The 22,464-nt window shown below is 63.6% G+C and carries 20 protein-coding genes, 2 tRNA genes and 1 riboswitch; of the genes, 19 read left to right on the top strand and 3 right to left on the bottom strand.

Annotated features, from left to right (window positions below; genetic code table 11):
- Positions 1-3: 3 nt before the first annotated feature.
- Both ACCAA_RS00880 and ACCAA_RS00875 read left to right on the top strand, forming a co-directional pair.
- Positions 4-79 (top strand) — tRNA-Ala (locus ACCAA_RS00880).
- Positions 80-105: 26 nt separating this feature from the next.
- Positions 106-181, top strand: a tRNA-Glu gene (locus ACCAA_RS00875).
- A 222-nt stretch (positions 182-403) separates the two neighbouring features.
- Here ACCAA_RS00875 and ACCAA_RS00870 read toward each other — a convergent pair.
- Complete coding sequence (locus tag ACCAA_RS00870) at positions 404-1,711, bottom strand: zinc metalloprotease (RefSeq protein WP_186405366.1); 1,308 nt, start codon at positions 1,709-1,711, stop codon at positions 404-406.
- 357 nt (positions 1,712-2,068) lie between these two features.
- Here ACCAA_RS00870 and ACCAA_RS00865 point away from each other — a divergent pair, with 357 nt between their 5' ends.
- The 4 genes from ACCAA_RS00865 to ACCAA_RS00850 all read left to right on the top strand — a co-directional run bounded on the left by ACCAA_RS00865 (position 2,069) and on the right by ACCAA_RS00850 (position 7,450).
- Positions 2,069-2,701: a glutathione S-transferase family protein gene (locus ACCAA_RS00865; protein ID WP_186405365.1), complete on the top strand. Its 633-nt coding sequence runs from the start codon at positions 2,069-2,071 to the stop codon at positions 2,699-2,701.
- Between the two features lie 225 nt (positions 2,702-2,926).
- Positions 2,927-3,718, top strand: coding sequence for a type IV pili methyl-accepting chemotaxis transducer N-terminal domain-containing protein (locus ACCAA_RS00860; protein WP_186405364.1), 792 nt, complete (start codon positions 2,927-2,929; stop codon positions 3,716-3,718).
- 100 nt (positions 3,719-3,818) lie between these two features.
- Positions 3,819-5,450: a mechanosensitive ion channel family protein gene (locus tag ACCAA_RS00855; protein ID WP_186405363.1), complete on the top strand. Its 1,632-nt coding sequence runs from the start codon at positions 3,819-3,821 to the stop codon at positions 5,448-5,450.
- 443 nt (positions 5,451-5,893) lie between these two features.
- Positions 5,894-7,450, top strand: a complete 1,557-nt coding sequence (locus ACCAA_RS00850) for an ABC transporter ATP-binding protein (RefSeq protein ID WP_186405362.1) — start codon at positions 5,894-5,896, stop codon at positions 7,448-7,450.
- Positions 7,451-7,452: 2 nt separating this feature from the next.
- Here ACCAA_RS00850 and ACCAA_RS00845 read toward each other — a convergent pair whose 3' ends face one another.
- On the bottom strand, positions 7,453-8,871 hold the full coding sequence (locus ACCAA_RS00845) for an aminotransferase-like domain-containing protein (protein WP_186405361.1): 1,419 nt from the start codon (positions 8,869-8,871) through the stop codon (positions 7,453-7,455).
- Between the two features lie 155 nt (positions 8,872-9,026).
- Between ACCAA_RS00845 and ACCAA_RS00840 the strand changes: the two genes are divergently transcribed.
- From ACCAA_RS00840 to ACCAA_RS00780, 13 genes are all read left to right on the top strand, one after another.
- Complete coding sequence (locus ACCAA_RS00840) at positions 9,027-9,431, top strand: DUF2917 domain-containing protein (RefSeq protein WP_186405360.1); 405 nt, start codon at positions 9,027-9,029, stop codon at positions 9,429-9,431.
- Between the two features lie 22 nt (positions 9,432-9,453).
- Positions 9,454-9,682, top strand: a riboswitch (cobalamin riboswitch).
- Positions 9,683-9,806: 124 nt separating this feature from the next.
- A complete protein-coding gene (gene cobO / locus ACCAA_RS00835) occupies positions 9,807-10,412 on the top strand; it encodes a cob(I)yrinic acid a,c-diamide adenosyltransferase (RefSeq protein ID WP_281193150.1) in 606 nt (201 codons plus the stop codon).
- A gap of 41 nt (positions 10,413-10,453) precedes the next feature.
- On the top strand, positions 10,454-11,749 hold the full coding sequence (locus ACCAA_RS00830) for a cobyrinic acid a,c-diamide synthase CobB (RefSeq protein ID WP_186405412.1): 1,296 nt from the start codon (positions 10,454-10,456) through the stop codon (positions 11,747-11,749).
- A gap of 142 nt (positions 11,750-11,891) precedes the next feature.
- Positions 11,892-12,668, top strand: a complete 777-nt coding sequence (gene cobM, locus ACCAA_RS00825) for a precorrin-4 C(11)-methyltransferase (RefSeq protein WP_186405359.1) — start codon at positions 11,892-11,894, stop codon at positions 12,666-12,668.
- Between the two features lie 44 nt (positions 12,669-12,712).
- Positions 12,713-13,660, top strand: a complete 948-nt coding sequence (locus tag ACCAA_RS00820) for a sirohydrochlorin chelatase (RefSeq protein WP_186405358.1) — start codon at positions 12,713-12,715, stop codon at positions 13,658-13,660.
- Positions 13,661-13,666: 6 nt separating this feature from the next.
- The gene (locus ACCAA_RS00815; protein WP_186405357.1) at positions 13,667-14,344 is read left to right on the top strand and encodes a precorrin-8X methylmutase; all 678 of its coding nucleotides are present in this window, start codon (positions 13,667-13,669) and stop codon (positions 14,342-14,344) included.
- Entirely contained in the window at positions 14,341-15,510 is a 1,170-nt protein-coding gene (locus tag ACCAA_RS00810) for a cobalt-precorrin-5B (C(1))-methyltransferase (protein ID WP_186405356.1), read from the top strand. Before ACCAA_RS00815 ends, ACCAA_RS00810 begins: the two co-directional genes overlap by 4 nt.
- Positions 15,488-16,810: a precorrin-6y C5,15-methyltransferase (decarboxylating) subunit CbiE gene (gene cbiE, locus ACCAA_RS00805; protein WP_186405355.1), complete on the top strand. Its 1,323-nt coding sequence runs from the start codon at positions 15,488-15,490 to the stop codon at positions 16,808-16,810. The genes ACCAA_RS00810 and cbiE overlap by 23 nt, the downstream gene beginning before the upstream one ends.
- On the top strand, positions 16,789-17,589 hold the full coding sequence (gene cobI, locus ACCAA_RS00800) for a precorrin-2 C(20)-methyltransferase (RefSeq protein WP_186405354.1): 801 nt from the start codon (positions 16,789-16,791) through the stop codon (positions 17,587-17,589). The genes cbiE and cobI overlap by 22 nt, the downstream gene beginning before the upstream one ends.
- Entirely contained in the window at positions 17,586-18,329 is a 744-nt protein-coding gene (locus ACCAA_RS00795; RefSeq protein ID WP_186405353.1) for a cobalamin biosynthesis central domain-containing protein, read from the top strand. The genes cobI and ACCAA_RS00795 overlap by 4 nt, the downstream gene beginning before the upstream one ends.
- Complete coding sequence (locus tag ACCAA_RS00790) at positions 18,326-18,754, top strand: cobalamin biosynthesis protein (protein ID WP_186405352.1); 429 nt, start codon at positions 18,326-18,328, stop codon at positions 18,752-18,754. The genes ACCAA_RS00795 and ACCAA_RS00790 overlap by 4 nt, the downstream gene beginning before the upstream one ends.
- Entirely contained in the window at positions 18,751-19,716 is a 966-nt protein-coding gene (cobJ, locus tag ACCAA_RS00785) for a precorrin-3B C(17)-methyltransferase (RefSeq protein ID WP_186405351.1), read from the top strand. Before ACCAA_RS00790 ends, cobJ begins: the two co-directional genes overlap by 4 nt.
- Positions 19,717-19,791: 75 nt before the next feature.
- Positions 19,792-20,139, top strand: a complete 348-nt coding sequence (locus tag ACCAA_RS00780) for a hypothetical protein (RefSeq protein WP_186405350.1) — start codon at positions 19,792-19,794, stop codon at positions 20,137-20,139.
- A gap of 39 nt (positions 20,140-20,178) precedes the next feature.
- On the opposite strand, the gene ACCAA_RS00775 is transcribed toward ACCAA_RS00780, so the two are convergent.
- On the bottom strand, positions 20,179-22,287 hold the full coding sequence (locus ACCAA_RS00775; RefSeq protein ID WP_245754368.1) for a hypothetical protein: 2,109 nt from the start codon (positions 22,285-22,287) through the stop codon (positions 20,179-20,181).
- Between the last annotated feature and the right edge of the window lie 177 nt (positions 22,288-22,464).

The following is a 22,464-nucleotide window of genomic DNA, read 5'->3' as shown; positions in this document are numbered from 1 at the left end:
CGCGGGGGTATAGCTCAGCTGGGAGAGCGCTTGCATGGCATGCAAGAGGTCCGCGGTTCGATCCCGCGTACCTCCACCAACAAGCCGAAAGAACGCAGGTTCCAGGTCCCCATCGTCTAGAGGCCTAGGACACTACCCTTTCACGGTAGGTACCGGGGTTCGAATCCCCGTGGGGACGCCACCAGACCCCCGCTTTTTCTAGCGAGCGGGCTGATGCGGTGAGTGGGTCTAGGCGATTTGATGTCTACCTACTGCGATGGTTTGCGAGACGGATCGACAGCCGAATCCAGGATCACGTTTTCCGGGTTCGCCGCCGAGCCGCAGCCTCGTCCCGGCGGGAACCGCTTGCACGTCATCGCCGCTCCCCTGCAAGGACCACGGGTTGGTCCGCGGGGCGGACTCGCTAAACGTACTCCAGCCCCGTACTGGACAAACCGACCAGATCGATATTGAGCCGATTCAGCTCGGTGTCCGCCGCTAGCACGCCGAGTGCAGCGAAGCTCATGCCACCGTTGAGCAGGTCAATGAAGGGCTGCGCCTGATCCGGCGAGGGTGGGCTGTTGACCACGTTGGTCCACAACAGATCGACCACCTCGGCGGCCGTGTTCTTGCCGGTGACGCTGATGGCCAGTCCGTTGAGCGCTTCGTAACTCATGCCTTGATCGAGAAGCTGGAGCCCGATGCCGGCATATTCCTTGTTGCTCACCGCTGAAGACCCGAAAACTGCGCCGAGGATCCTGGCCACCTTACCTGCGTTGCCATCGAGATCCAGCGCAATCTTCGTGTCGGCGAACTCGACGCGCTCGACATTGATCAGTGTATCGATACCGTCCTGACCCGACAGGGCGATAAGCTGGAAGCCGCCGGAGACTGGCTTCAGGGCGTAGTTGCTTCGTACGCCCTGATAGCTGATGGTATCGATCCCGCCCAAACCATCGATGCTTTCGTTGCCGGGTTGGCCAGTCAGGCGATCGTTGCCCGCTGTCGCCGGAAGTCTTTCTTCTGGGGTCAGCGATGGACCGTGCGACGAGTTGTAGCCGTAGCTGCCGCCCAGGCCATCCTTGCCAAAGATCCAGGTCAGCGCCAGCAGGTCGTAGGCTTGGAAAGTTGACTTGAAATCGCCTGCACGGGTGTAGGACATTACCGTATTGTTGGTGTTGTCCTCGGCAGCCGGCAAGGCGCGGGGCCCCTCGAAAGGATGCGACAACCCGAGTGCGTGGCCGATCTCGTGCAACAGCGTTTCGTAGCCCGCCGAGCCGGGGGTTGGACTGGCATTGGTGCTGGCAAACTCGACATTGTCCAGATAAACGAACGCCTCTGCAGAGTAGCCCGTCAGCACCTGGCCGTTGGTATAGGAATAGTTCGATGTGCTGTGGGTCAGCCCCGATGTGCTGGCTCCCGCCACGTCGATCGCGCCAAAATGAAGATCGGCAGACGTTCCGGAGGCCGTTTCCGCGAAGGATATCCCGGTCAGCGACCCGACGTAGCCGAGAATGGATGCGGCGGCGGATCTCTGCTCGGCGGTGAACATGGTCAGTATTTCGCTGGTGTTCTGGTCGATGACACTGCCCAGGCTGCAGTCGAAAGTGTAGTACAGCGTCGTGCGGCTGGGCAGCAGGTAATTCCAGTTGGCAACGAGTGGCTGCAACAGGGCATCGACCTGATAATTGCCGGAGTAGGACGCCTTGTTGAGGTCGCTGACAGTCGCCATGATCGGTTCCTTGGTTGAAGACGGGTCTATCTAGGGCAGGAAATTCACCTGCGCCGCCGAAAGTATAGGGGCCCCGATCAACTGCGGTCAATCCGGGAGTGGGCCCGGGAAGTCCCTGAAAAACGACCGGAATCGTGGTTCGGTCGCGGGCACGAAGAATGGCGCTGCGTGTCCGGGACTGCGCAGTCAGCTGGACAGGCAGGCAGGAGAGTAGAACGCCCTGCCCGTCCTGTTACCATATACCTCTGGTTTGCAGCGGGTGCCGCCAAGGCGGTGACCCTCGACCGGCTGGCCGCAGACTGAGCGAAGACAGCGCTGGTCAGACCTCTTGAAGCATTTACAGATTGGAGGACAGACATGACGGATAGCACGCCACACCAATTGCTCGGACTCTACGACTCACCTTTTGTGCGCCGAGTGGCAGTGACCATGAAGGTCTATGGCATCGCCTTCGAGCACGTTTCGCTGTCGGTGTTCAGGCACATGGACGCGATGCGGCCCCTCAACCCCTTGTTCAAGGTGCCGATGCTGACGCTGCCGAGCGGTGAGAAGCTCTACGAGAGCGCCTATCTGCTCGATTACCTCGATGAGCTCGCCGCCGAGCGAGGCCTTTCGCCGCTCACCCCGCGCTCGGGCGCCGAACGTCGGCAGGTGCAACAACTGATGGCTCTGGCCATCGTCGCGACGGAAAAAGCCGTGGCCATCGCGTACGAGCACAAGCGCCCTGCCGAGCTGCACTGGGCCGATTGGACGAGTCGCCTGCGCAACCAGATGCGCCAGGCTTTCACAATGCTCGAAGAGCGGCTCGACGGCAACTTCCTGGTCGGCGGTCGGCTGACGCAGGCCGACATCACGACCGTTGCCGGTATCGGCTTCGTCCGCTACATCCTGCCGCACGAGTGGCCGGCAGGCGCCTATCCGGCGCTCGAACGTCTGGCCGACCGGCTCGAAGCGAGCGCAGCCTTCACGGCGGTGCCGCTCGACGAGTGAGGGGTCGAGGGCGGGCGCACGTCGGGCATTTGCGCGAAGCATGCGGAATGCACTTGCTGGACATCGGCGTCGGCGCTGATTGGCTGGGGCCCGTCGAATTTGCGTCTGGCCATTGTCGGGTTGACCTGGATCAACAACTGTGGAATTCACCGGCATAAGCTTGCTACCCTGTTCGTGTCGGTAGCCGGCGCCAGCCTGGTCTGCAGAGAGGGAGCTGAAAAGATCATGCTGAATTCGACTGCATTGTGCCGTGCATTTCTGGCAACGCTGCTGTGTGCATTGTCCGCCGTCGCGCTGGCGCAGATCACCGACATCAACTCGGCGATCAACAAGGCAGGTCGTCAGCGCATGCTCTCGCAGCGGATGGCCAAAGCCTATTTCCAGATCGGCTTGGGCGTCGACACGGACCGTTCGCGGCGGGTGCTGGAAAGCTCGATCGATCTGTTCGACGGGCAGCTCGTCGAATTGAAGAATTACGCGCCGTCGCCGGAAATCCGGGAAACCTATCAGAAACTCGAAAAGGCGTGGCAAGCTTACCGCGAGGCGCTGAACACCGCTACTCCGAATCAGGGTGAAGGAGCCAGGATTCTGGCGCTTTCGGAAGACGTTCTGGCCCTCGCCCAGCAGGGCGCCCAGCAGCTTGAACGCCGGTCGGCAACAACGACAGGGCGCCTGGTGAACATCGCCGGTCGCCAGCGCATGCTTTCACAGCGCATGGCCAAGTATTATCAGGCTGCGGCGTGGAAGATCAGTATCGAGCAGTCTGGCCCGGAAATCGACAAGGGACGTCGTGAGTTTTCGACTGCCCTGCTGGAACTCGCGGCGGCACCGAACAATACGACAGCGCTGCGCGAAGAGCTCGAACTCGTCAAACAACAGTGGATGTTCTTCGAGAATGCATTGAACCAGCGGGGTAGCGTCGACAAACGCCAGGCGACAGCGGTTGCCACGACCAGCGAGCGCATCCTCGAAACGATGGAGAACGTCGTCGGACAGTACGAGAGACTGCCGAAGTAGCTTATCTTGCGCGGCGGCGGAGTGACCGACTGAAGAACGCGTCGTGCGAGGGCTGGACGGCTATAATTTGCGGTCATCGTCGCTGCCCACCGGATTCCCCATGAGCTCAGCTTTCCCGAAGTTGTTCGCGCCACTGTCCTTGCTGCTTGCTTGCTGCGTGTTTCTGGCTGCTGCCGGCGTTCGTGCCCAGGCCGCCGACGAAACACCCGTGCGGGAGGCCACCCTCGTCTATCACTTCCGGCCGATTGTCACGTGGCGGACGACCCTCGTCGGCATGACCCCCGAGGTTCGCGTACGCCGGGCGCTGGCCCGGATCAACAACCTGACCCCGGGCCAGATGACACAGCCGGTCGAGAGGACACCGTTCACGGTTGACTCCGGGCGCGGCATCAGCGTGCATATCGGGGAGACCTCGCTGTTCACCATCCTTCAAGGCGACCTCGCCGTCGACGAGAAAATTTCGCTCGACGAGGCGGCTGAGCGGGCGGCTCTGGAAATGGCCGCAGCGCTACAGGCATCTGTCGAGCAACGTCGTCCGAGAGTTCTGCTGACCGGCGGCGGACTCTCCTTGCTGGCCAGCGCACTGGCCCTGGGTCTGTTCCGGCTGATAGGGCGTGCCCGGATGCTGCTGATCGCTCGCCTGGAACACGTCATCGACAACGATGACGCCTCCAGCAAGCTGCGCTGGGCGCGCCACGGCTGGCTCCTGGTGCACCGGGTGACGCAACTGTTGATGGGCTTTCTGTGGTTGACCGTCGCCTATCTCTGGCTGACCTTCGTGCTGGCGCGCTTCCCGCTCACCGAGCCGCTGGGCGACCGCCTCACCGACTTCCTCTTCGGCTTGCTGGATACCTTTGGCAGTGGCGTCATCCATGCTCTGCCGGCGCTGGCCACGGCTGTCGTGATCCTGTTCCTGACCAAAACCGTCACCGATGTGATCGGCAACTTCTTCAAGGCCGCCAAGGAGGGCCGGGTGCAGGTGCCTGGTTTGCACCCCGAAACGGTGACCGCGACGCACCGCATCGTGTCGATTCTGGTCTGGGGCCTGGGTATCGCCGTTGCCTACCCGTTCATTCCGATGTCCGACAGCGATGCTTTCAAGGGCCTGTCGGTGATGTTCGGCTTCATGCTGACGCTCGGCTCGGCCGGCATCGTCAACCAAATGATGAGCGGGCTGGTGCTCGTCTACTCGCGGGCGCTCTCGGTCGGCGACTTTGTCGACATCGGTGAGACCGTCGGCGTGGTCAGTGAAGTCGGAGCGCTGTCGACCAAGATCATCAACATGCGCAATGAGGAAGTGACGATCCCCAACGCGGTTCTGGTCGGCAACCCGATCAAGAACTACTCGCGGCTTGCCGGCGCGCGCGGCACGCTGGTGTCGACCAAGGTGACCATCGGCTACGATACGCCGTGGCGGCAGGTACATGCGCTGTTGATCGCCGCCTCCGAGCAGACGCCCGGCTTGCGGGCCATGCCCAAAGCCTTCGTCTATCAGCGCAGTCTGGCCGACTGGTACGTCGAGTACGAACTGTTCGCGCACATGGACAAACCGCTCGAACGAGTACCTGTCCTGTCGGCGCTACACGCCAATATCCAGGACCAGTTCAATACCTATGGCGTGCAAATCATGTCGCCACACTTCGTCGCGCAGCCCAGCAACAACGTGGTCGTGCCTAGCGAGAACTGGCACGCAGCGCCGGCAACACCGGACACGCCTCACCAGGAGACCTGATCTGCGGCGGGGTCGCGGTCGCGGTGAACGAGCGCGCTGCCCAGCGAGTCGCCTGGCATTATCTCAGCAGCCTTGGCTTCCTGTCTGTGCACTTGAGCAACACCATGCAAGCCTCTCGAAAAGAATGTGTTTCTTGCGCGCTATCCACATTCTGTTATACTTTTTTTTGCGAGCTATATCGCTTGTCAGTCGAAGTTTTCGTCAACCTTTACTTATAGGAGCTAAACATGGCTACCAAGAAAAAGAAATCCAAAGGCAAGGCAAAGCCTGCTGCCTAAAGACCCATGACAGGCTTTGCCTGTCGTGAAGAGCACGGGAAGCAGACGCAGGTCTGCTTCCCGTGCTTTTTTTCAGGGTCGGCATTGGCTGGTGAAGCAATCTCCGTCCGCCCGTTCGTGTCTCTTGCGGGTGAGTCACATACCCTTCTAGCCTGTTAGCCGCCCATGTCCGTCCCGTCTGCAGCGACGTTTCAGCCCCTGGACTTTCTCCGCTTCTTCCTCGGCCCGGCGGCCGTCAGCATGCTGGTGCTGATCATCGCGCAGGAAGCGAGCGGCGCGGTAACCACCTGGCTGGTGATCGAGATTGCCCGCGACATCACTGAGGAACACGTTTCGGCCGGCGCCTTCATCGCCATCATTGTTGCGCAGACGGTTTCCTACATCGCCGGAGCGGTGAGCTGGATCTTCGCCGAACGCGCCGGCTTTGGCGCCTATGGACGTTACATGCTCTATTTCGCGCGGCGTAACCGCTTCCAGACTGCGTTGCTGGCCGAACAAAGCGTCCGCGAGCAGGTTGAGCCGTTCCTGACCAGCGAAGCCTTTGATATCTGCTTCGATCTGATCTACAACCTGCAATTCTATCTCCGCCTCTTCTTTCTCATGCTGTTCAATTCACTGGTCCTGGGCTTCGAAATCGACGTCGGCCTGCCGATCTCCTTCGCGGTAGCATTCACCATCCTGATCACCCTGCAGTGGCTGCTGCGCAGGCCGCTGGCGGTGGCCTTTCTGCACAACCAGCGGATGACCAACCGCATGCGGGCGCGGACCTACAATGCCTGGGACAACATCTTCAGCGGCAACCGTTACAATTTCGCCCTCTGGCATCGCGACTTTCGCCAGCGCCTGAGTGACGCCGTCGTGGCGCAGATCAGGGCGATTCTGGCGCGCGAAGGGTGGGCCGCGATCAGCGGCGTGATCGCCCTGGTGGTGGTGCTGTCGACCACCGCCTGGGTGGCCATCCAGGACCAGGGCAACACGGCCTTGTTGATCGCCCTGGCAGCCACCTTGCCACGCCAGATCGAAATGACGCTGGACATGCATCAGCTGACCACCGGCATGACCGATCTGATCTCCGTATGGACGCGCATCAAGGGCGTTTGCGAACACATACAGCCTCCGCCGGACGCCGATTTCCTTGACCGTATCGGTTTCGGACGCCTGGTCTTCAAGGAGGGTGAGCAAGAACACGACTGCTCGTCGTTGGCCGACGCGGTCCAATACGTTCTGTCCATGCCGACCGGTCTGGTAGCCTTGCGCGGCGGCAATGGCAGCGGCAAGTCCACGCTGCTTGCCGCGCTCAAGGGCCAACTGCGCGGACAGGCTTTCTACTGGCCGACACACGATCGCCTGGCCTTCGAGTTCAATGCCAGTGCCGGCGCGGGCGACGGCCCGTCCTGGCTGGCCGTTGCCGACGATGCCGATCTCGAGGGCGAAGCGGAAGACGCTGCCGATCTCAACGCCGAAGAGGAATCAGCACTGAAAAAGGGTTATTCCTCGGGCGAACGACAGTTGCGGGTTCTCAGGGAGGTCGTCGCGAAAACGAACCACCCGCTCTATCTGCTTGACGAGTGGGATGCCAACCTGGACGCGGCCAATCGCAGCGCAGCCGCTGCGCTGGTCGAACAACTGGCGCAGAGAGCGCGCGTGCTGGAGATTTCTCACCGCGACCGGCGCGACGGGCAGACGCACGGCGCGGGGCGACGAGAGTCGGATCAGGTCTGAAGTCAGGCCGCGATCAGCGCACCGAGGCGCCGCACGGCGTCTTCGATGTCGGCGCTGTGCGGGTGGCCGCAGTTGAGCCGCAGGCAGTTGCGATACATGCCGCTGGCCGAGAAGAGTTCGCCCGGCACGTAGGCGACGCGAGCAGCAATTGCGCGCTCATGCAGCGCGCTGGTGTCGACCTCGTCGGCCAGTTCGACCCACAGGACGAATCCTCCCTGCGGCTGCGTGATGCGCGTCGCGGCCGGGAAGTATCGCGCCACGGCGGCTCGCATGGCATCGACCTGGCGCTCGTAGCTGCGCCGCAAGCCGCGCATGTGACGCTCGTAAGCACCTGATTCGAGATACTCGGCGAGGACATGCTGGGTGATCGGATTGGTGCCGCCGCTGGTGATCGTTTTCTGCAAGGTGACCTGCGGCCGGTAGCGGCCGGCGGCGACGAAACCGATGCGCAGCGCCGGCGACAGGGACTTGGAAAAAGACGAACAGAGCATCACGTTGCCGGCCTTGTCGAAAGCCTTGATCGGCCGGGGACGTTCGACGCCGAAATGGAGATCGCCGTAGATGTCGTCCTCGATCACCGCCACGCCGCGTTCGGCGGTCAGCTTGGCCAGCCGGCGCTTGTGCTCGTCGGGCATGATGCTGCCCAGCGGGTTGCTGGCATTGGGCACCAGCAGGCAGGCGGCGACCTTGCCGTCGCGGGTGGCGAGGTCAAGCGCCTCGATCGACAGCCCACTGCGCGGGTCGGTCGGGATCTCGAGCGCTTTCAGCCCGAGGAGTTCGAGCAACTGGAGCATCAGGTAATAGGCTGGCGATTCGACGGCCACCGTATCGCCTGGCTGAGTCACCGCCCGCAGGCAGAGCCCCAGGGCCTCGGTGCAGGAGTTGGTGATCACCAGCTCGCTGGCCAACTGCGGTCCGGCCCAGGCGACGGAGTGCAGGACGAGCTGGCGGACCAGCGCCGGTTCGTCGGTGTTGATGTGGCTGCCGCCTTCGAGCAGCCGAGGATGGCGGCGTGCGACGCTGCCGTAGAGCCGCTGCAGGGCGGCCAGCGGCAGCAGCGCAGACGCGGGCAGGGCCGCGGCCAGCGGCGCCACGCCGGCCTGCATGCCGCTCCGCAGGACGCGCATCAGCCGCTGACTGACGTCCACCGGCACCGGCTCGTCGGGCGTCGAACGGGCGGTGGGCTGCGCCCGTCGCGCTGCCGCGTGGCGCACGAAGTACCCGGACTGCGGCCGCGCTTCGACCAGCCCACGGTCCTCCAGTTGGCGCAGGGCCTGGACCACCGTGGACACCGACAGCCGGCGCTCGCGCGACAATCGCCGCACCGACGGCAGGCGCTCACCAGGGAGCAGATTGCCGGTGACGATGATGCCGCTCAAGTCCTCTGCCAGCTGTTCGTAACGCAAGAGTGCGCTTTCCATGCTTCCTCCACCAGTACAGTTGCCGCTCATTTAAACCAGTACAATTCAGGACAAAGACAATTGTGCCGGTCACAATTCTATCTGTATGTAACTGTACCATAAGCGTCTGGCGCCCTACACTTCTCATCGTCACCACAACGAACGGAGAGACCGCCATGGACCTCGACCTGTACCACAGCGAACTATGCCTCGCCCACAACGCGCCGATCCGCTTGCTCTCGGCCAGGGGCGTTCTCGTGACCTGCACCGCCGGTCTGCTCTGGCTGACCGTCGAAGGCGAGGCCGGCGACATCTTTCTGGCGCCCGGCGACAGCCACCTCGTTCGTGGTCATGGCCTGGCCTTGCTGGAAGCCATTGGCAGTGGCCGGGTGCGCTTCGAGAAGACTGCCCATCCGCTGGCGAGACTCGTTCTCTGGCCCCTCCAGGGACTGTGGCGCGGCACTCGCGGCAGGCGCGGACTCGCGCCGGACGAATCGGAATCGTCGACCCGATGGGTGGGCGCGACTCTTCCCGGCAGCCTGAAGGCAGGCGCTCGCAGCACCGATTGTGGACGTGCTTGACAGGGCCGCCCCGAGCAGAGTAAAAAGCAGCGATGTTTCAGGTATCCCGACGGTAGCCACCCGAAGGATGAAATGGGAAGCCGGTACGCTTGGCCTGTTCTGCAGACCACAGCCATCCCGGCGCTGCCCCCGCAACGGTAGACGAGAGCAAGGATCTGCAGTACGCCACGGTGCCCACGCACGGGAAGGCGCAGGTTCAGGGGTCAAACCCGCTCGTGAGCCCGGAGACCGGCCTGAGACATGCGAATCGGCATTGCGGCGGGCGATGTCTCGGTGTTCTGGGTTCTTGCCCACTTCTCCGGTTTCCCTCCTGTACGTGTGCCTTGCTGGCATTATTGAACGCGCGTCGGTGCGCGCACAGGAGAACGCGTGCATTTGCTGCCCATTGACCCCGAAGAGAGCCACCGCGCGCGCATGGAGCGCAAGAAAGCCGTGGTCGACGCAGCGATTGCCCGCGCCGACCAGGACAAGGGTCTGCTGCTGGTGCTCACCGGCAATGGCAAGGGTAAGTCGAGCTCGGCTTTCGGCATGGTGGCGCGCGCCCTCGGCCACGGCCTGCATGTGGGAGTCGCGCAGTTCATCAAGGGGCGCTCGGATACCGGCGAAGAGGCGTTCCTCAGCCGTCAGGCCGGTGTGGTGTGGCGGGTGCTTGGCGAAGGCTTCACCTGGGAAACACAGGACCTGACGCGCGACACCGAAACCGCGCAAAACGGTTGGGCGGTGGCGCGCGCGATGCTGCGCGACGCGTCGTTGGGACTCGTCGTTCTCGATGAACTGACCTATCTGCTCAAGCGCGGCTGGCTCGATCTGGCGACCGTCCTTGCCGACCTCGAGGCCCGCCCGCCGATGCAGCATGTGGTGATCACCGGCCGCGGCGCGCCGGACGCGCTGTGCGACGCTGCCGATACGGTCAGCGAGTTGCGCGACGTCAAACACGCTTTCCGCGCCGGCGTGCGGGCGCAGAAGGGGGTCGATCTTTGAGCGCTGTGAGACCTGTGAGACCGGTGATCGCGGTGCCAGCGATGTTCGTTTCGGCGCCCGCCTCCGGCCAGGGCAAGACCACGGTCACCGCCGCGCTGGCGCATTACCATCACCGGCGTGGGCTGCGCGTACGGGTATTCAAAACCGGCCCCGATTTCCTCGATCCCATGATTCTCGAACGGGCATCGGGTGCGCCGGTCTATCAGCTCGACTTGTGGATGGGCGGCGAGGATCACTGCCGCCAGCTTCTTTATGAGGCAGCGGGCGATGCCGACCTGATCCTCGTCGAAGGGGTGATGGGACTGTTCGACGGCGACCGTTCGAGCGCTGACCTCGCCGCGCTGTTCGGGATCCCGATCGTCGCCGTGATCGACGGTGGTGCCATGGCGCAAACCTTCGGCGCGCTCGCGCACGGGCTGGCGACCTACCGGCCGGAACTGCCCTTCGCCGGCGTCTTTGCCAACCGCGTGGCTGGCGAGCGCCACTACGAGATGCTTGCCGAGAGCCTGCCGCCGGGCGTGCGATCTTTCGGCTGGCTGGCGCGCGACGCGGACATCGCGCTGCCGGAACGCCACCTTGGCCTGGTCCAGGCCGCCGAGGTCGACGATCTCGACGCGCGCATCGCCCGTGCCGCAGCCGCGTTGAACGGGGTGGATGAAGTGATGCCGCCGCGCGTGGCGTTCAGCGCGCCGGCGCCGCGCCTGCAGGCGCAGGGGCTTGCGGGTGTGCGCATCGCCGTGGGCCGCGATGCGGCCTTTGCCTTTCTCTATCGCGCCAATCTCGATCTACTGCGCGAACTGGGTGCCGTGCTCACCTTCTTCTCGCCGCTCACCGACGGCACGCTACCCGACGCCGATGCGCTTTATCTGCCGGGTGGCTATCCCGAACTGCATCTCGATCAACTCGCCGCTAACAGCGCGTTGAAGGCCGCGCTGCGCGCGCACCACACCGCCGGCAAGCCGATCGTCGCCGAGTGCGGTGGCATGCTCTATCTCCTCGAATCGCTGACCGATGCCCAAGGCAAGAGTGGTGAGATGGTCGGCCTGCTGCCGGGGCAGGCGACGATGCTCACCCGGCTGGCCAACCTCGGCTTGCACGGCGTCGAGCTGCCTGAGGGGTCCTTGCGCGGCCACACCTTCCATTATTCGCGGTTGGAGTGCGCGCTTGAGCCGATCGCCGCCAGCGTCGGCGCGCGCGCCGGACGGCGTGGCGAAGCGGTCTATCGTCTCGGACGCCTGCACGCCTCGTATCTGCACCTTTATTTTCCATCGAACCCGGCGGCTGTGGCGCGGCTTTTTGCCCCGCTGCCTGGTGAGTCGCTCGCGCGACTTTCATAGCATTTGAGGCCGTCGTCATGCGTAGCCAATCTCCACCGCCATCCGCTTTCCCCTCCCCTTCCCGCTCGCTGGACGGTCGTCAATCCCTCCGCCATCGCTTTGCCCGCTGCATCTTGCCGGCGCGCCGGGGGGGGCGTTGAGTATGGGCAAGGTATGGTTCGTCGGTGCCGGTCCGGGCGATCCGGACCTGGTCACGGTCAAGGGCCGCGACCTGATCGCCCGCGCCGGAGCGATCCTTTTTGCCGGTTCGCTGGTCTCGGCTGCGGCGATGCGCTGGGCGTCGGCGGGCTGCGAGATCGCCGATTCGAAAGACATGGCGCTGGAAGAAATCATCGCCTGGCTGGTTGCTCGGGCACAGGCCAATGAAACCGTCTTGCGTCTGCAGACCGGCGACCCGTCGCTCTACGGTGCGCTGATCGAGATGGCTCAGCCGCTCGACGCCGCTGGCGTGGACATTGGCGTGGTGCCGGGAGTCACGTCGGCGATGGCGGCGGCGGCGGCGGCGGTCGAGAGCCTGACGCTGCCCGAGGTGACGCAGACGGTAATCCTGACCCGCGTCGAGGGGCGCACGCCAATGCCTGAAGGCGAATCGCTCGAAGAACTGGCGCGGCATCACTGCACGCTGTGCGTGTACCTCTCGATCACCCTGCTGCAGCAAGTGGTCAGCGCACTGCGCGCCGCCGGTTGGCGCGACGATGCGCCGATGCTGGTGGTGCAGAAGGCGAGCTGGCCAGGCGAGGAAAAGATCATCCGCGGCACCGTTGCCGATATTCGCGACAAGTGCCGCAGCGAAAAGATCAGCAGCCAGGCGATGATCATCGCCAGTCCGACCCTCGGCGCACGCCATTGGCCGGATCTGAAGAAATCGAAACTCTACGACGCAAGCTTCACGCACCGCTTCCGGCGGGCCTCGGAATAACAGATAAGGAGAATTCGCATGGATAACCCGCATGGATGACCCGCATGGATAATTCGACGACCTTCCTGCTCGCCGCCCACGGCTCGCGCCACCCCGAAGGCAACGCGGAAATCGAGCGTTTTGCCGAGGAGTGGCGCGAACGCCATCCGGACTGGCGGATCGAGTTGTGCTTCATCGAGCACGCCGAGGTCTTGCTCGCCGAGGGTCTCGAACGCGCCGCGCGGGGTGCCCGTCAGGTGCTGGTCATTCCCTTCATTCTCAACGCCGCTGGCCACGTCAAGATGGAACTGCCGGCGGCGATGGAGGCTGCCCGCGCCAATCATCCCGACGTCGCCTTTCTCTGCACGCGCCACCTCGGCATGGGGCGCGAGATCTTCGCTGTCCTGCAAGGCCAGCTCGATCGCCTGATGAAATCGCTGGCCATGCCCGACCCGCAAACCACCGGCGTCGTCGTGCTCGGCCGCGGCTCGTCGGACGCCGGTGCCAACGGCGAACTGGCCAAAGTGGCGCGCTGGCTTTTCGAGGCCAACGACCACGAACTCGTCGACCTGGCCTTTACCGGCGTCACCTGGCCGCGTCTGGAGACCGTCGTGCAGCGTCAGGCACGCCTGGGAATGACGCAGATCTGCGTCGTGCCGGTCTACCTGTTCAACGGCGTGCTGATCGAGCGCATCAAGGCGCAGGTCGAGCGGTTGCGGCAGCAGTATCCCCAGATCGCCTTTGCCCTGGGCAGCTATTTCGGTTTTGACAAGGGCGTCTTCGACCTGCTCGATGCCAAGGTCGCCGGCCGCGAGCTGCCCGGCGGCGGCCTGCTCGAATGCGACGGCTGCAAGTACCGCGAAGCGGCCGAGGCCGAGCATCTGCACGACCATAGCCATACGATTACCTTCAGCGGCGGCCATGCCCATGAACCCGAGGGACACGCTCAACCGCATGCGTACGATCACCATGAGCATCACGACCACCACGATCAACCCCTCGCCCACATCTGAACCGCCATGACTGCCCTGACCACCAATCGCGTCACTGAACAACTGACCGCCGCCGGCCGCGCCATCGAGCACGACTCTTTCGCCATCATCGATGCCGAAGTCGGGCCGCACGACTACACGCCAGAGCAATGGCCGCTGGTCCGGCGCATGATCCACGCCAATGCCGACTTTGATTTCAACGGTCTGACGGTTTTCCACCCGCAGGCCATGGCCGCCGGTCTGGCCGCCGTGGTCAAGGGCGGCACGCCGATCGTCGCTGACGTCGAAATGATCTGCAGCGGCCTGTCGAAGTCGCGCCTGCAGCATTTCGGCTTGTCTACGCAGCATTATATTTCCGACGCCGATGTCATCGCGCGGGCGCGGGCCGAGGGGACGACGCGCGCCGTGCAGGCGATGCGCAAGGCGCAGCGCGCAGGCAAGCTCGACGGCGCGATCATCGCTATCGGCAATGCGCCGACGGCGCTGATCGAGGTGGTACGCCTGATCCGTGAGGACGGTGTCCGCCCGGCGCTGGTGATCGGCATGCCGGTTGGTTTCGTCTCGGCCGCCGAAGCGAAGGACTTGCTGATGACCGTCGCAGACATTCCCTGGGTGGCGATTCGCGGCCGCAAGGGTGGATCGACGCTGGTCGTCGCCGCGATTCACGCCTTGTTGTCACTCGCCGAAAGCCAACCCGCCGCATGAGCGAGGGCGGGCATGCGCAGCCCAAGATTCGCAAGTCCGATACGCGACGCAGCCGCGGCAACCGCACCGGCTTTACCACTGGCGCCTGCTCGGCGGCGGCAGCCCGCGCCGCAACGCTGGGAATGGTGAACGGCGAGGTACCGGAGAGTGTCACCTGCCACCTGCCAAACGGCCGCGAGGTCAGCTTTGCCGTCAGCGACGGCCGCGTCGACGGCGATGGCCCCGAGCGCCGCGCGCATGCGGTGATCGTCAAGGACGCCGGCGACGATCCTGACGCCACGCACGGCGCGCACATGACCGCCGACGTGCGGCTGTTGCCGCAGCGCGCCGGCGAGATCGAACTGCACGGCGGCCCTGGCGTCGGTACCGTCACCATGGACGGCCTCGGCCTCGAAGTCGGCGGCCCGGCGATCAACCCGGTGCCGCAGCGCAATATCCGTGACAACGTGCGCGCTGCCGCTGGCGAACTGCTGGTCCACGACGGCCTGGCGGTCACCCTTTCGGTGCCCGGCGGCGAGGAAATGGCCAGAAAGACGCTCAATGCGCGTCTCGGCATCCTGGGCGGCATTTCGATCCTCGGCACCACCGGCATCGTGCGGCCCTACTCGACCGCAGCCTTCCGCGCCAGCGTCGTGCAGGCAGTTGAGGTGGCGGCGAGACAAGGCCAGACGTGCGTCGTTTTCACCACGGGCGGACGCACCGAGAAGTTCGCCATGCGCCAACTGCCGGAGTTCGCTGAAGCGTGCTTCGTGCAAATGGGCGATTTCGTCAAGGCCGCTTTCCAGAGCGCCGCCAAACGGGAAATGGCCCATGTCTACGTCGGCGCGATGGTCGGCAAACTGACCAAGATGGGCCAGGGACTGGCCGTGACGCACGCCTGGAAGGCCGAGATCGACCGTGACCTGCTTGCCGAAGCGGCGCAAGGCGTCGGTGCGCCGGCGGACCTCGTCGAGGCGATTCGCTCTGCCGAGACGGCCCGCTTCGCCGCCGAGCGCCTGGCCGTGCTGGGACTGACCGAAGCCTTTCACCGCGCGCTTGCCGGCCGCGCGATCCAGAGCCTCAAAGCCTGTTACCCGGGTCCGTATCGGCTGACGATCCTGGTTTGCGATTTCGAGGGGCGCTTCATCGTCCGCGTCGAAGAGGATGAAGTCCGTGCTTTCGCCTGACTTGCCCATGGCTTGCACGCTGATCGGCATCCTCGACGACGGCTGGGCGGGCCTGTCCGACCACGCCTGCCGGTGCCTTGGCGCCGCCGACCTGGTCATCGGTGCCGGCCGCACGCTTGCTCTGGTGCGCCCACACCTGCCGGCCGACCGGACACTGAAAGACATGGATGGCCAACTCGGCAGGGTTCCGGAATGGATACAATCTGCCCACGCTGTCGGGCAGTCGGTCGTCGTGCTGGCCACCGGCGACCCCCTGTGCCACGGCATTGCCTCTTTCCTGATCGGCAGACTCGGCGTGGCGGCCGTCGATATTCTGCCGGCGCCGTCGACCGTGCAAGTGGCCTGCGCCCGCTTCCACAAGCCCTGGCAGAAACTGCGCATTGCCTCCTGCCACAGTACCGACGCCGGCGAGTGGTTCGTCGGTGCGGGGCCTGGGCACGGCCTGTACCCGGTGATGCGGACCATCGCGCTGCATCCACTGGTAGCGGTGTTCACCGGGCCGGAAAACAGCCCGGCGCGGCTGGCGCGGGCGCTCATCGCCGCTGGCCATGGCGACGAGCCGAAGCTGTCGGTTGCCTGCCGCCTGCTCCTGGCCGACGAGCAGGTCTTTCCGGATCTGACTGCCGCTGAGGCCGCCAGCCGCGAATTTCCCGAGCCGAATGTCGTTCTCGTCGAACGTCCAGCCGACGCCCGCCAAGCCACTTTCGGTTTCGACGACCTCGAATACCAGCAGCGCGCTCCGGACAAGGGCTTGATCACCAAGCAGGAAGTGCGCGCCGTTTCGCTGGCCCGGCTGCGTCTGACGGCCGACGCGATGGTTTGGGATATCGGCGCCGGTTCCGGGTCGGTCGGCCTCGAAGCGGCGCGACTGGCCCCGCTGGGTCACGTCTGGGCGATCGAGAAGAACCCAGGCGACGCTGCCAACGCGCGAGCCAATGCCGCCCGCTTTCGCATCGGCAACTACACGCTGGTCGAGGGCAAGGCGCCGGCTCAGCTCGACACCTGGCCGGACCCGGATGCCGTCTTCATCGGCGGTTCGGGCGGCGAACTCGGCGACTTGATTCGCTTGATCATGGCCCGCCTGCAACCCCAAGGACGTCTGGTGATCAACCTCGTCACCCTTGAAAACCTCGCCACCGCCACCACCGCGCTGGTCGCCGTTGGTGCCACCTGGGACGTCGTCCAGCTCCAGGCCAGCCGCAGCCAGCCGATTCTCGACATGCACCGGCTGGTCGCCCAGAACCCGGTGTGGATCATCACCGCTAACAAGGAGAAAGAATGCCCGCTTACGGAAAACTGATCGGCGCCTCTCTGGGCCCCGGCGACCCTGAACTGATCACCCGCCGCGCGTGGACAGTCCTCGAATCCGGTACCCGCTGGCTGTATCCGGTCAAGAAAGCCGAAGAGACGTCGTACGCGTTGTCGATCGTTGCGCGCGGCGGACTGGCCATTCCGGACGATGCCGAGCAGTTGATCTTCCCGATGACTCGCGATGCGGAGATCCTGACCAAGGCCTGGGCGCGCGCCGCGGCACGCACCGTCGAACTGCTGGCCGACGGCCGCGACCTCGTCTTCCTCGTCGAAGGCGACGCATCGACCTTCTCGACCTTCGGCCATCTTGCGCGTGTCGTCCGCGAACTCGTTCCCGAAGTCGCCGTGGAGACGATTCCCGGTGTCAGCTCCTTCGCTGCGGCGGCCGCCAGCACCGGCATCACGCTGGCCGAGGAGGACGAAACGCTGGCCGTGATCCCCGCCGCCTACGGCGTTGGCGTCATCGACCACCTGCTCGACGAGTTCGATACCGTTGTCCTGCTCAAGGTCAAGCCGCTGGTCGATGAGATCATCGAGTTGCTCGAGCGCCGCGGTCTGCTCAATACCAGTTGTTTCGTCGAAAAGGTCGGCGCTCCCGACGAACGCGTCGTGCACGACCTGGCCACCTTGAAAGGTGAAAAGGCCAATTACCTGTCGCTGATGCTGGTTCAGAACCCCAAGCGCGAGCGCGGCGAACTGCGTCGTGGCTGCCGCTCACGCAAGGATGCGCTGGCCACGCTGAAAACACTGGCCACCGAGAGCGCATGAAGGTCGCCGTCGTCTCGATCACACGCCACGGTATCGCGCTGGCCGGCCGGGTTGTCGCCGCGTTGCCCGGCGCGCAGTTGTTCGCCCCGGACAAGTTTGCTCGCCAAGCCGAAGCTGCCGCACCCGGCGCGGCGCACTGCTACGCCGGCAAGGTCGGCGACCAGGTGCCGGCGCTGTTTGCCGCTTTCAACGGAATCGTGGCCATCGTTTCGCTCGGTGCCGTTGTCCGCCTGATCGCGCCGCACCTGCGTGGCAAGGAGCTTGACCCGGCGGTGGTAGTCGTCGACGAGGCCGGCAGGTTCGCCATTCCTGTCCTCTCCGGCCACCTCGGCGGCGCCAACGCGCTGGCCGGCCACCTTGCCACCGCGCTCGGCGCGACGCCGGTGCTGACCACCGCTTCCGACGCCCGCCAGACGCTGGCCGTCGACCTGCTCGGCCGAGAACTCGGCTGGACCTTCGAGGCGACACACGCCGAACTGGTCCGCGCCAGCGCCGCGGTGGTCAACGACGAGCCTGTGGCCTTGGTGCAGGAAGCCGGCAGCAGCGACTGGTGGACGCAGCACGCCAACGGTCGCAGCGTTCCCCTGCCGGCCAACGTGCACTGCTTCAAGCGCCTCGAAGACGTCGATCCCGAGCGCTTTGCCGCCGTTCTCTGGATCAGCGCGCGCGAGCTGCCGGCCGAGTATGCGTCCCGCTTGGCCGGCAAGCGGATCATCTACCGGCCGGGTCGCAGCGCATGAGCCGCGCGTCGGCGGTAGCGCGGCGTGAGCCGATCGCCCTCGGTCTCGGCTGTGACCGGGGGACACCGGCGGCGACGATTGTCCGCGTCATCGAAGAAGCACTGGCTGCCTGCGGCGGGCGTCTGGCCGACGTACGGGCGGTGGCGAGCATCGACCTCAAGGCCGACGAAATCGGTCTGCTGCAGGTGGCAACGGCCAACGGCTGGCAGGTCCGCTTCTACCCGGCCGCCGAACTCGCCGCGGTCGAAGTGCCCAACCCCTCGGAAACAGTGCGCAAGTACACCGGCACGCCTTCGGTTTCCGAAGCCGCCGCGCTGCTCGCTGCCGGCGCCGGCAACAAGAACGAGCTGCTCATCGAAAAACACAAGGCGCAAGGCCCCGATGGCCGTAACGCGACAGTCTCCATTGCACGGATCTCCCCATGAACGCACCCGACACCGCCCCCATAACCGGCAAAATCATTCTCGTGGGCTTCGGCCCTGGTGCTCAGGAGCACATGAGCTACCGTGCCCGCTCCGCCATCGCCGAGGCCGACGTGGTCATCGGTTATTCGACTTACGTCAAGCTGGTGCACGACCTCCTCGAAGGCAAGGAAGTCATCCGCAAGGGAATGACCGAGGAACTCGATCGCTGCAATGAAGCCTGGGAGCACGCGCGCCAGGGCAAGACCGTAGCGGTGATCTCGTCGGGCGACATCGGCGTCTACGGTATGGCCGGCCCGACCTACGAAGTGTTGCTGCAATCCGGCTGGCGGCCCGGATCGGGAATCACCGTCGAGGTCGTCCCCGGCGCCACGGCGCTCTCCGCTTGTGCAGCGCTGGTCGGCGCACCGCTGACGCACGACTTCTGCTCGATCTCGCTTTCCGACCTGCTCACGCCCTGGCCGGTCATCGCCCGCCGGCTCGACGCCGCAGCGCGCGCCGACTTCGTCGTCGCGCTCTACAACCCGAGGAGCGGCCGCCGCACCGGCCAGATCGTCGAGGCCCGGCGCATCCTGCTCAAGCATCGCTCGCCGGAAACGCCGGTGGCGGTGGTCAAGTCCGCCTACCGGAAGAAGCAGTCGATCCAGCTTACGACTCTCGCGCAGATGGCCGACTGCGATATCGGCATGCTTACCACCGTGTTGATCGGCAACAGCAGCACCTTCATCGATGAAGGCCTGATGATCACCCCGCGCGGCTACGCCAACAAGTACGCCGAGTTGGGCGGCGAAACGGTGGCGGGCGAGAAGGCCGGGCGCTCCTTGAGTCTAGGGCTCGACGGCTGGAAGGCGGAGGTGCGCGAGCGGCTGGCGCAGGGAGATGTGGCAGCGGAGATCGCGCGGTTTTTTGATCTGCCGGTGAGCGAGATCGAGGCGGTGATGGAGGATGCGTGTCCGCCCGAGTGAGCGCCGGTGCCCTTGTAAACGTTCTGGAGCGGGAAATTCGTAGAGGTTTTTCTGCACTGTTGTGTCTATGCTTGAATGCTGCCACGACAGGAGGCGCCAGATGATTACGCCAAAGTGTTCAAGCAAGGCAACAGCCAGGAGGTGCGCTTGCCCAAGGCGTTTCGTTTCGCTGTGGACGAGGTGTACATCCGGGCAGATCGGGAGCGCCACGGGGTGCCCATCGGCCCGATGGACACCCTCATCGCCGCCCATGCCACTAGCCTCGGCGCGGCCTTGGTGACCCATAGCCGGAACGCGTTTTCCCGAGTGCAGTGGTTGAAGCTGGAGGAGATCGGGCCGCGGGGTAGCGGTGGCCTGTCCCCGATTGCTCGCAGCTACTCTACCTTGGGACTCTCGCCTGCGGTCGACTCCGGTATTCGGTAGGCGGTGCTATGCGCTTCGCTTATTGCACCCTACGCGCTGCTAAATATACTCCAACCCAGTCTGCTGCAGGCCAACCAAGTTGACGTTTATTTGGTTTAAAGCGGTGTCACTAGCTAGGACTACCAAGGCGGCTGTAGTCATTCCATTGTTCAACATATCGACAAATGGTTGGGCTTGACCGGGGCTTGGGTGACTTCCGACTACATTAGTCCACAGTAGGTCGACAACGTCGACTGGCGCCTTTTTTCCGGTAACGCCGATGGCCAATCCCGCCAATGCTTCGTAGGTCATTCCACCGTCGATCAGGTTTAATCCTATACCGACATACTCTTTGTTGGATACGGATTCTCTGCCGAAGACGGCACCAAGTATCTTGGCCACTTTGCCGGCGTTCCCATCGACGTCGAGTGCAAGACTGACATTGGCGAATTTCAGGCGTTCAACATTCGATATAGTGTCTATGCCGTCGGTACCGGTCAGATCCCGGACAGTATAACTGCTGCCAGTCTTGGTAAGCGCGTAGTTGGTGAGGTTGCCGCTGAAGACCGCGACGTCAATACCTCCAGCTCCAGCAGGCTGTGGACCGCTGTAAAGCGGATTGCCGAGTACAAAAATATCCTCAGATCCGTTTGCATCTCCCGAAACAATATTTGACGCTTTGCTCCGAAACGTGATGAGTCGACCATCGCCGGAAATCGCTGGTTCCACGCCCGTGGCAAGCGATCCATCAATAGCCTTCGATACTAACGCAATCTGTCCGGTGTCACGATCCCAAACTCGAATACCGTCGTCGACGAAAGAACTTGCAGAAGCCGCCCGCAGCCCCTGAAAAACTATGAACCGCCCGTCGTCGGAGATTGCGGGCCCAGAGCTCTGCTGCAGTCCGCCAAACGGGCTGTTTGTTGCCGAAAGGCTCACTAGCCGGACTTCTGCCGTCTCCATGTTGCGCCAATAGAGGCTGAGGGGCTTCTGAACATCAGTACCGCTAAGGAAGGTTACAAATTGCCCGTCGGAGCTCATATCCACATTGAAGGCGCCATTCAGGTTCGATCCGTCCGGCGCTACCGAAGCAAGGGTGAGAGTATTTGTCTCCATGTCCTTGACATAAACGTCGAACGAGGCGTCAGTATCACTCGCCACAAGAGTGCCATTACTGGAGAACGCGACGAAACGTGCATTGGCGGACATTTGATAGTCGCCAAAGGCCGTGCCGCCGTGGAGTCCAGTACCGACCGTGACCGCACTGACGGCACCCGTGTCCAGGTTCTTCACGACAAGTTGGTTGTCCAAGCCGGGGCCAAACGAATCCCCGACGCCTGGGATGGGGGAGCCGGTAAGGAATCCAATATGGCGTCCGTCATCGGCAATCTCTGAACCAAATACAGTGAAGCGGCCCGCCACTCCAGCTGCAGTGGTCGAGGCCCTCACTATCCCGCCAGTCTGAAGATCTTTGACGTAGACATCGGTTGAGGTTCCCGACCCACCCGGAACAAGCTGAGCGAACGACTGCATGGCGACAAATCGACCGTCCGCCGAGACAGAAACAGTCTGGAGGTTAGCGGTGGCCTGTATCAAGTCAACTTGTCCCGTAACGAGATCCTTGCGAAACTCCACTATTTGACTAGAGCCCAATCCCATCCAAACTAGGTAGTGCCCGTCCTGCGACAGCTCAGGCGACGAAATGCCAGTTAGAAAATATGGCTGCCCCCCGTTGGCGTCGGTAGTGCCGATGACAGACCATGGTCCCCCATCCAGAGTGTCATTTCCACCGCCACCAATGAGCACGTCGTTGCCCATACCGCCCATTATCGAGTCGTTGCCCCCTAACCCCAGAATCAGATCGCCGAACTTTGTACCAGAAAGCGTGTTGCCGAGTTCGTCAGATAAAGTGGAAACACTGCCATCACCGACTAATATCCTGCTGCCGTCTGCAAATGTCACGTTTGTGACTGAGACTTGAGCGAGAGAAAGGCCATCCACCCGCACGACTTTACCCGCTGCGCTGAACAGCGCGCTGGACGTGTTTGGCGAGCTTACAGCGACACTTGCGGCCGCAATCGTCGATGAGTCGAAACTTAGGATATCGTTGACCGGGTTAAAAGCGATGGTCCCTCCATTGCTAAGACCACTAAACAAGAATGTTGCCATGAGTGTCATCCTAATGCGTGTTTTAAGAAAGGATAGGAAATCAGACGGTACCAACGAGAGTATATGACCCTCCATGAAAGGGCGTCAAGCACAGCCCTGACGCGTCACGCGATTGGGTCAGGTCTAACATTCAAACAAACATATAGTGAAGGAGCCGTCGGGTAGAGTAGAGGACAG

The sequence above is a fragment of the Candidatus Accumulibacter aalborgensis genome (assembly GCF_900089955.1).
GTDB classification, from domain to species: Bacteria; Pseudomonadota; Gammaproteobacteria; order Burkholderiales; family Rhodocyclaceae; genus Accumulibacter; species Accumulibacter aalborgensis.
This window is presented reverse-complemented; position numbering and strand designations above follow the sequence as displayed.

Excerpts from the sequence above, each read along its gene's own strand:
- ACCAA_RS00865 (WP_186405365.1), top strand. The coding sequence starts at position 2,069 with ATGACGGATAGCACGCCACACCAATTGCTCGGACTCTACGACTCACCT.
- ACCAA_RS00810 (WP_186405356.1), top strand. The coding sequence starts at position 14,341 with ATGAGCGAGGGCGGGCATGCGCAGCCCAAGATTCGCAAGTCCGATACG.
- ACCAA_RS00795 (WP_186405353.1), top strand. The coding sequence starts at position 17,586 with ATGAAGGTCGCCGTCGTCTCGATCACACGCCACGGTATCGCGCTGGCC.
- cbiE (WP_186405355.1), top strand. The coding sequence starts at position 15,488 with ATGAAGTCCGTGCTTTCGCCTGACTTGCCCATGGCTTGCACGCTGATC.
- ACCAA_RS00860 (WP_186405364.1), top strand. The coding sequence starts at position 2,927 with ATGCTGAATTCGACTGCATTGTGCCGTGCATTTCTGGCAACGCTGCTG.
- ACCAA_RS00855 (WP_186405363.1), top strand. The coding sequence starts at position 3,819 with ATGAGCTCAGCTTTCCCGAAGTTGTTCGCGCCACTGTCCTTGCTGCTT.
- ACCAA_RS00845 (WP_186405361.1), bottom strand. The coding sequence starts at position 8,871 with ATGGAAAGCGCACTCTTGCGTTACGAACAGCTGGCAGAGGACTTGAGC.
- ACCAA_RS00870 (WP_186405366.1), bottom strand. The coding sequence starts at position 1,711 with ATGGCGACTGTCAGCGACCTCAACAAGGCGTCCTACTCCGGCAATTAT.
- ACCAA_RS00815 (WP_186405357.1), top strand. The coding sequence starts at position 13,667 with ATGACTGCCCTGACCACCAATCGCGTCACTGAACAACTGACCGCCGCC.
- ACCAA_RS00775 (WP_245754368.1), bottom strand. The coding sequence starts at position 22,287 with ATGGCAACATTCTTGTTTAGTGGTCTTAGCAATGGAGGGACCATCGCT.
- cobM (WP_186405359.1), top strand. The coding sequence starts at position 11,892 with ATGGGCAAGGTATGGTTCGTCGGTGCCGGTCCGGGCGATCCGGACCTG.
- cobI (WP_186405354.1), top strand. The coding sequence starts at position 16,789 with ATGCCCGCTTACGGAAAACTGATCGGCGCCTCTCTGGGCCCCGGCGAC.
- ACCAA_RS00840 (WP_186405360.1), top strand. The coding sequence starts at position 9,027 with ATGGACCTCGACCTGTACCACAGCGAACTATGCCTCGCCCACAACGCG.
- ACCAA_RS00780 (WP_186405350.1), top strand. The coding sequence starts at position 19,792 with ATGCTGCCACGACAGGAGGCGCCAGATGATTACGCCAAAGTGTTCAAG.
- ACCAA_RS00850 (WP_186405362.1), top strand. The coding sequence starts at position 5,894 with ATGTCCGTCCCGTCTGCAGCGACGTTTCAGCCCCTGGACTTTCTCCGC.
- ACCAA_RS00790 (WP_186405352.1), top strand. The coding sequence starts at position 18,326 with ATGAGCCGCGCGTCGGCGGTAGCGCGGCGTGAGCCGATCGCCCTCGGT.
- cobJ (WP_186405351.1), top strand. The coding sequence starts at position 18,751 with ATGAACGCACCCGACACCGCCCCCATAACCGGCAAAATCATTCTCGTG.
- ACCAA_RS00830 (WP_186405412.1), top strand. The coding sequence starts at position 10,454 with ATGTTCGTTTCGGCGCCCGCCTCCGGCCAGGGCAAGACCACGGTCACC.
- ACCAA_RS00820 (WP_186405358.1), top strand. The coding sequence starts at position 12,713 with ATGGATAATTCGACGACCTTCCTGCTCGCCGCCCACGGCTCGCGCCAC.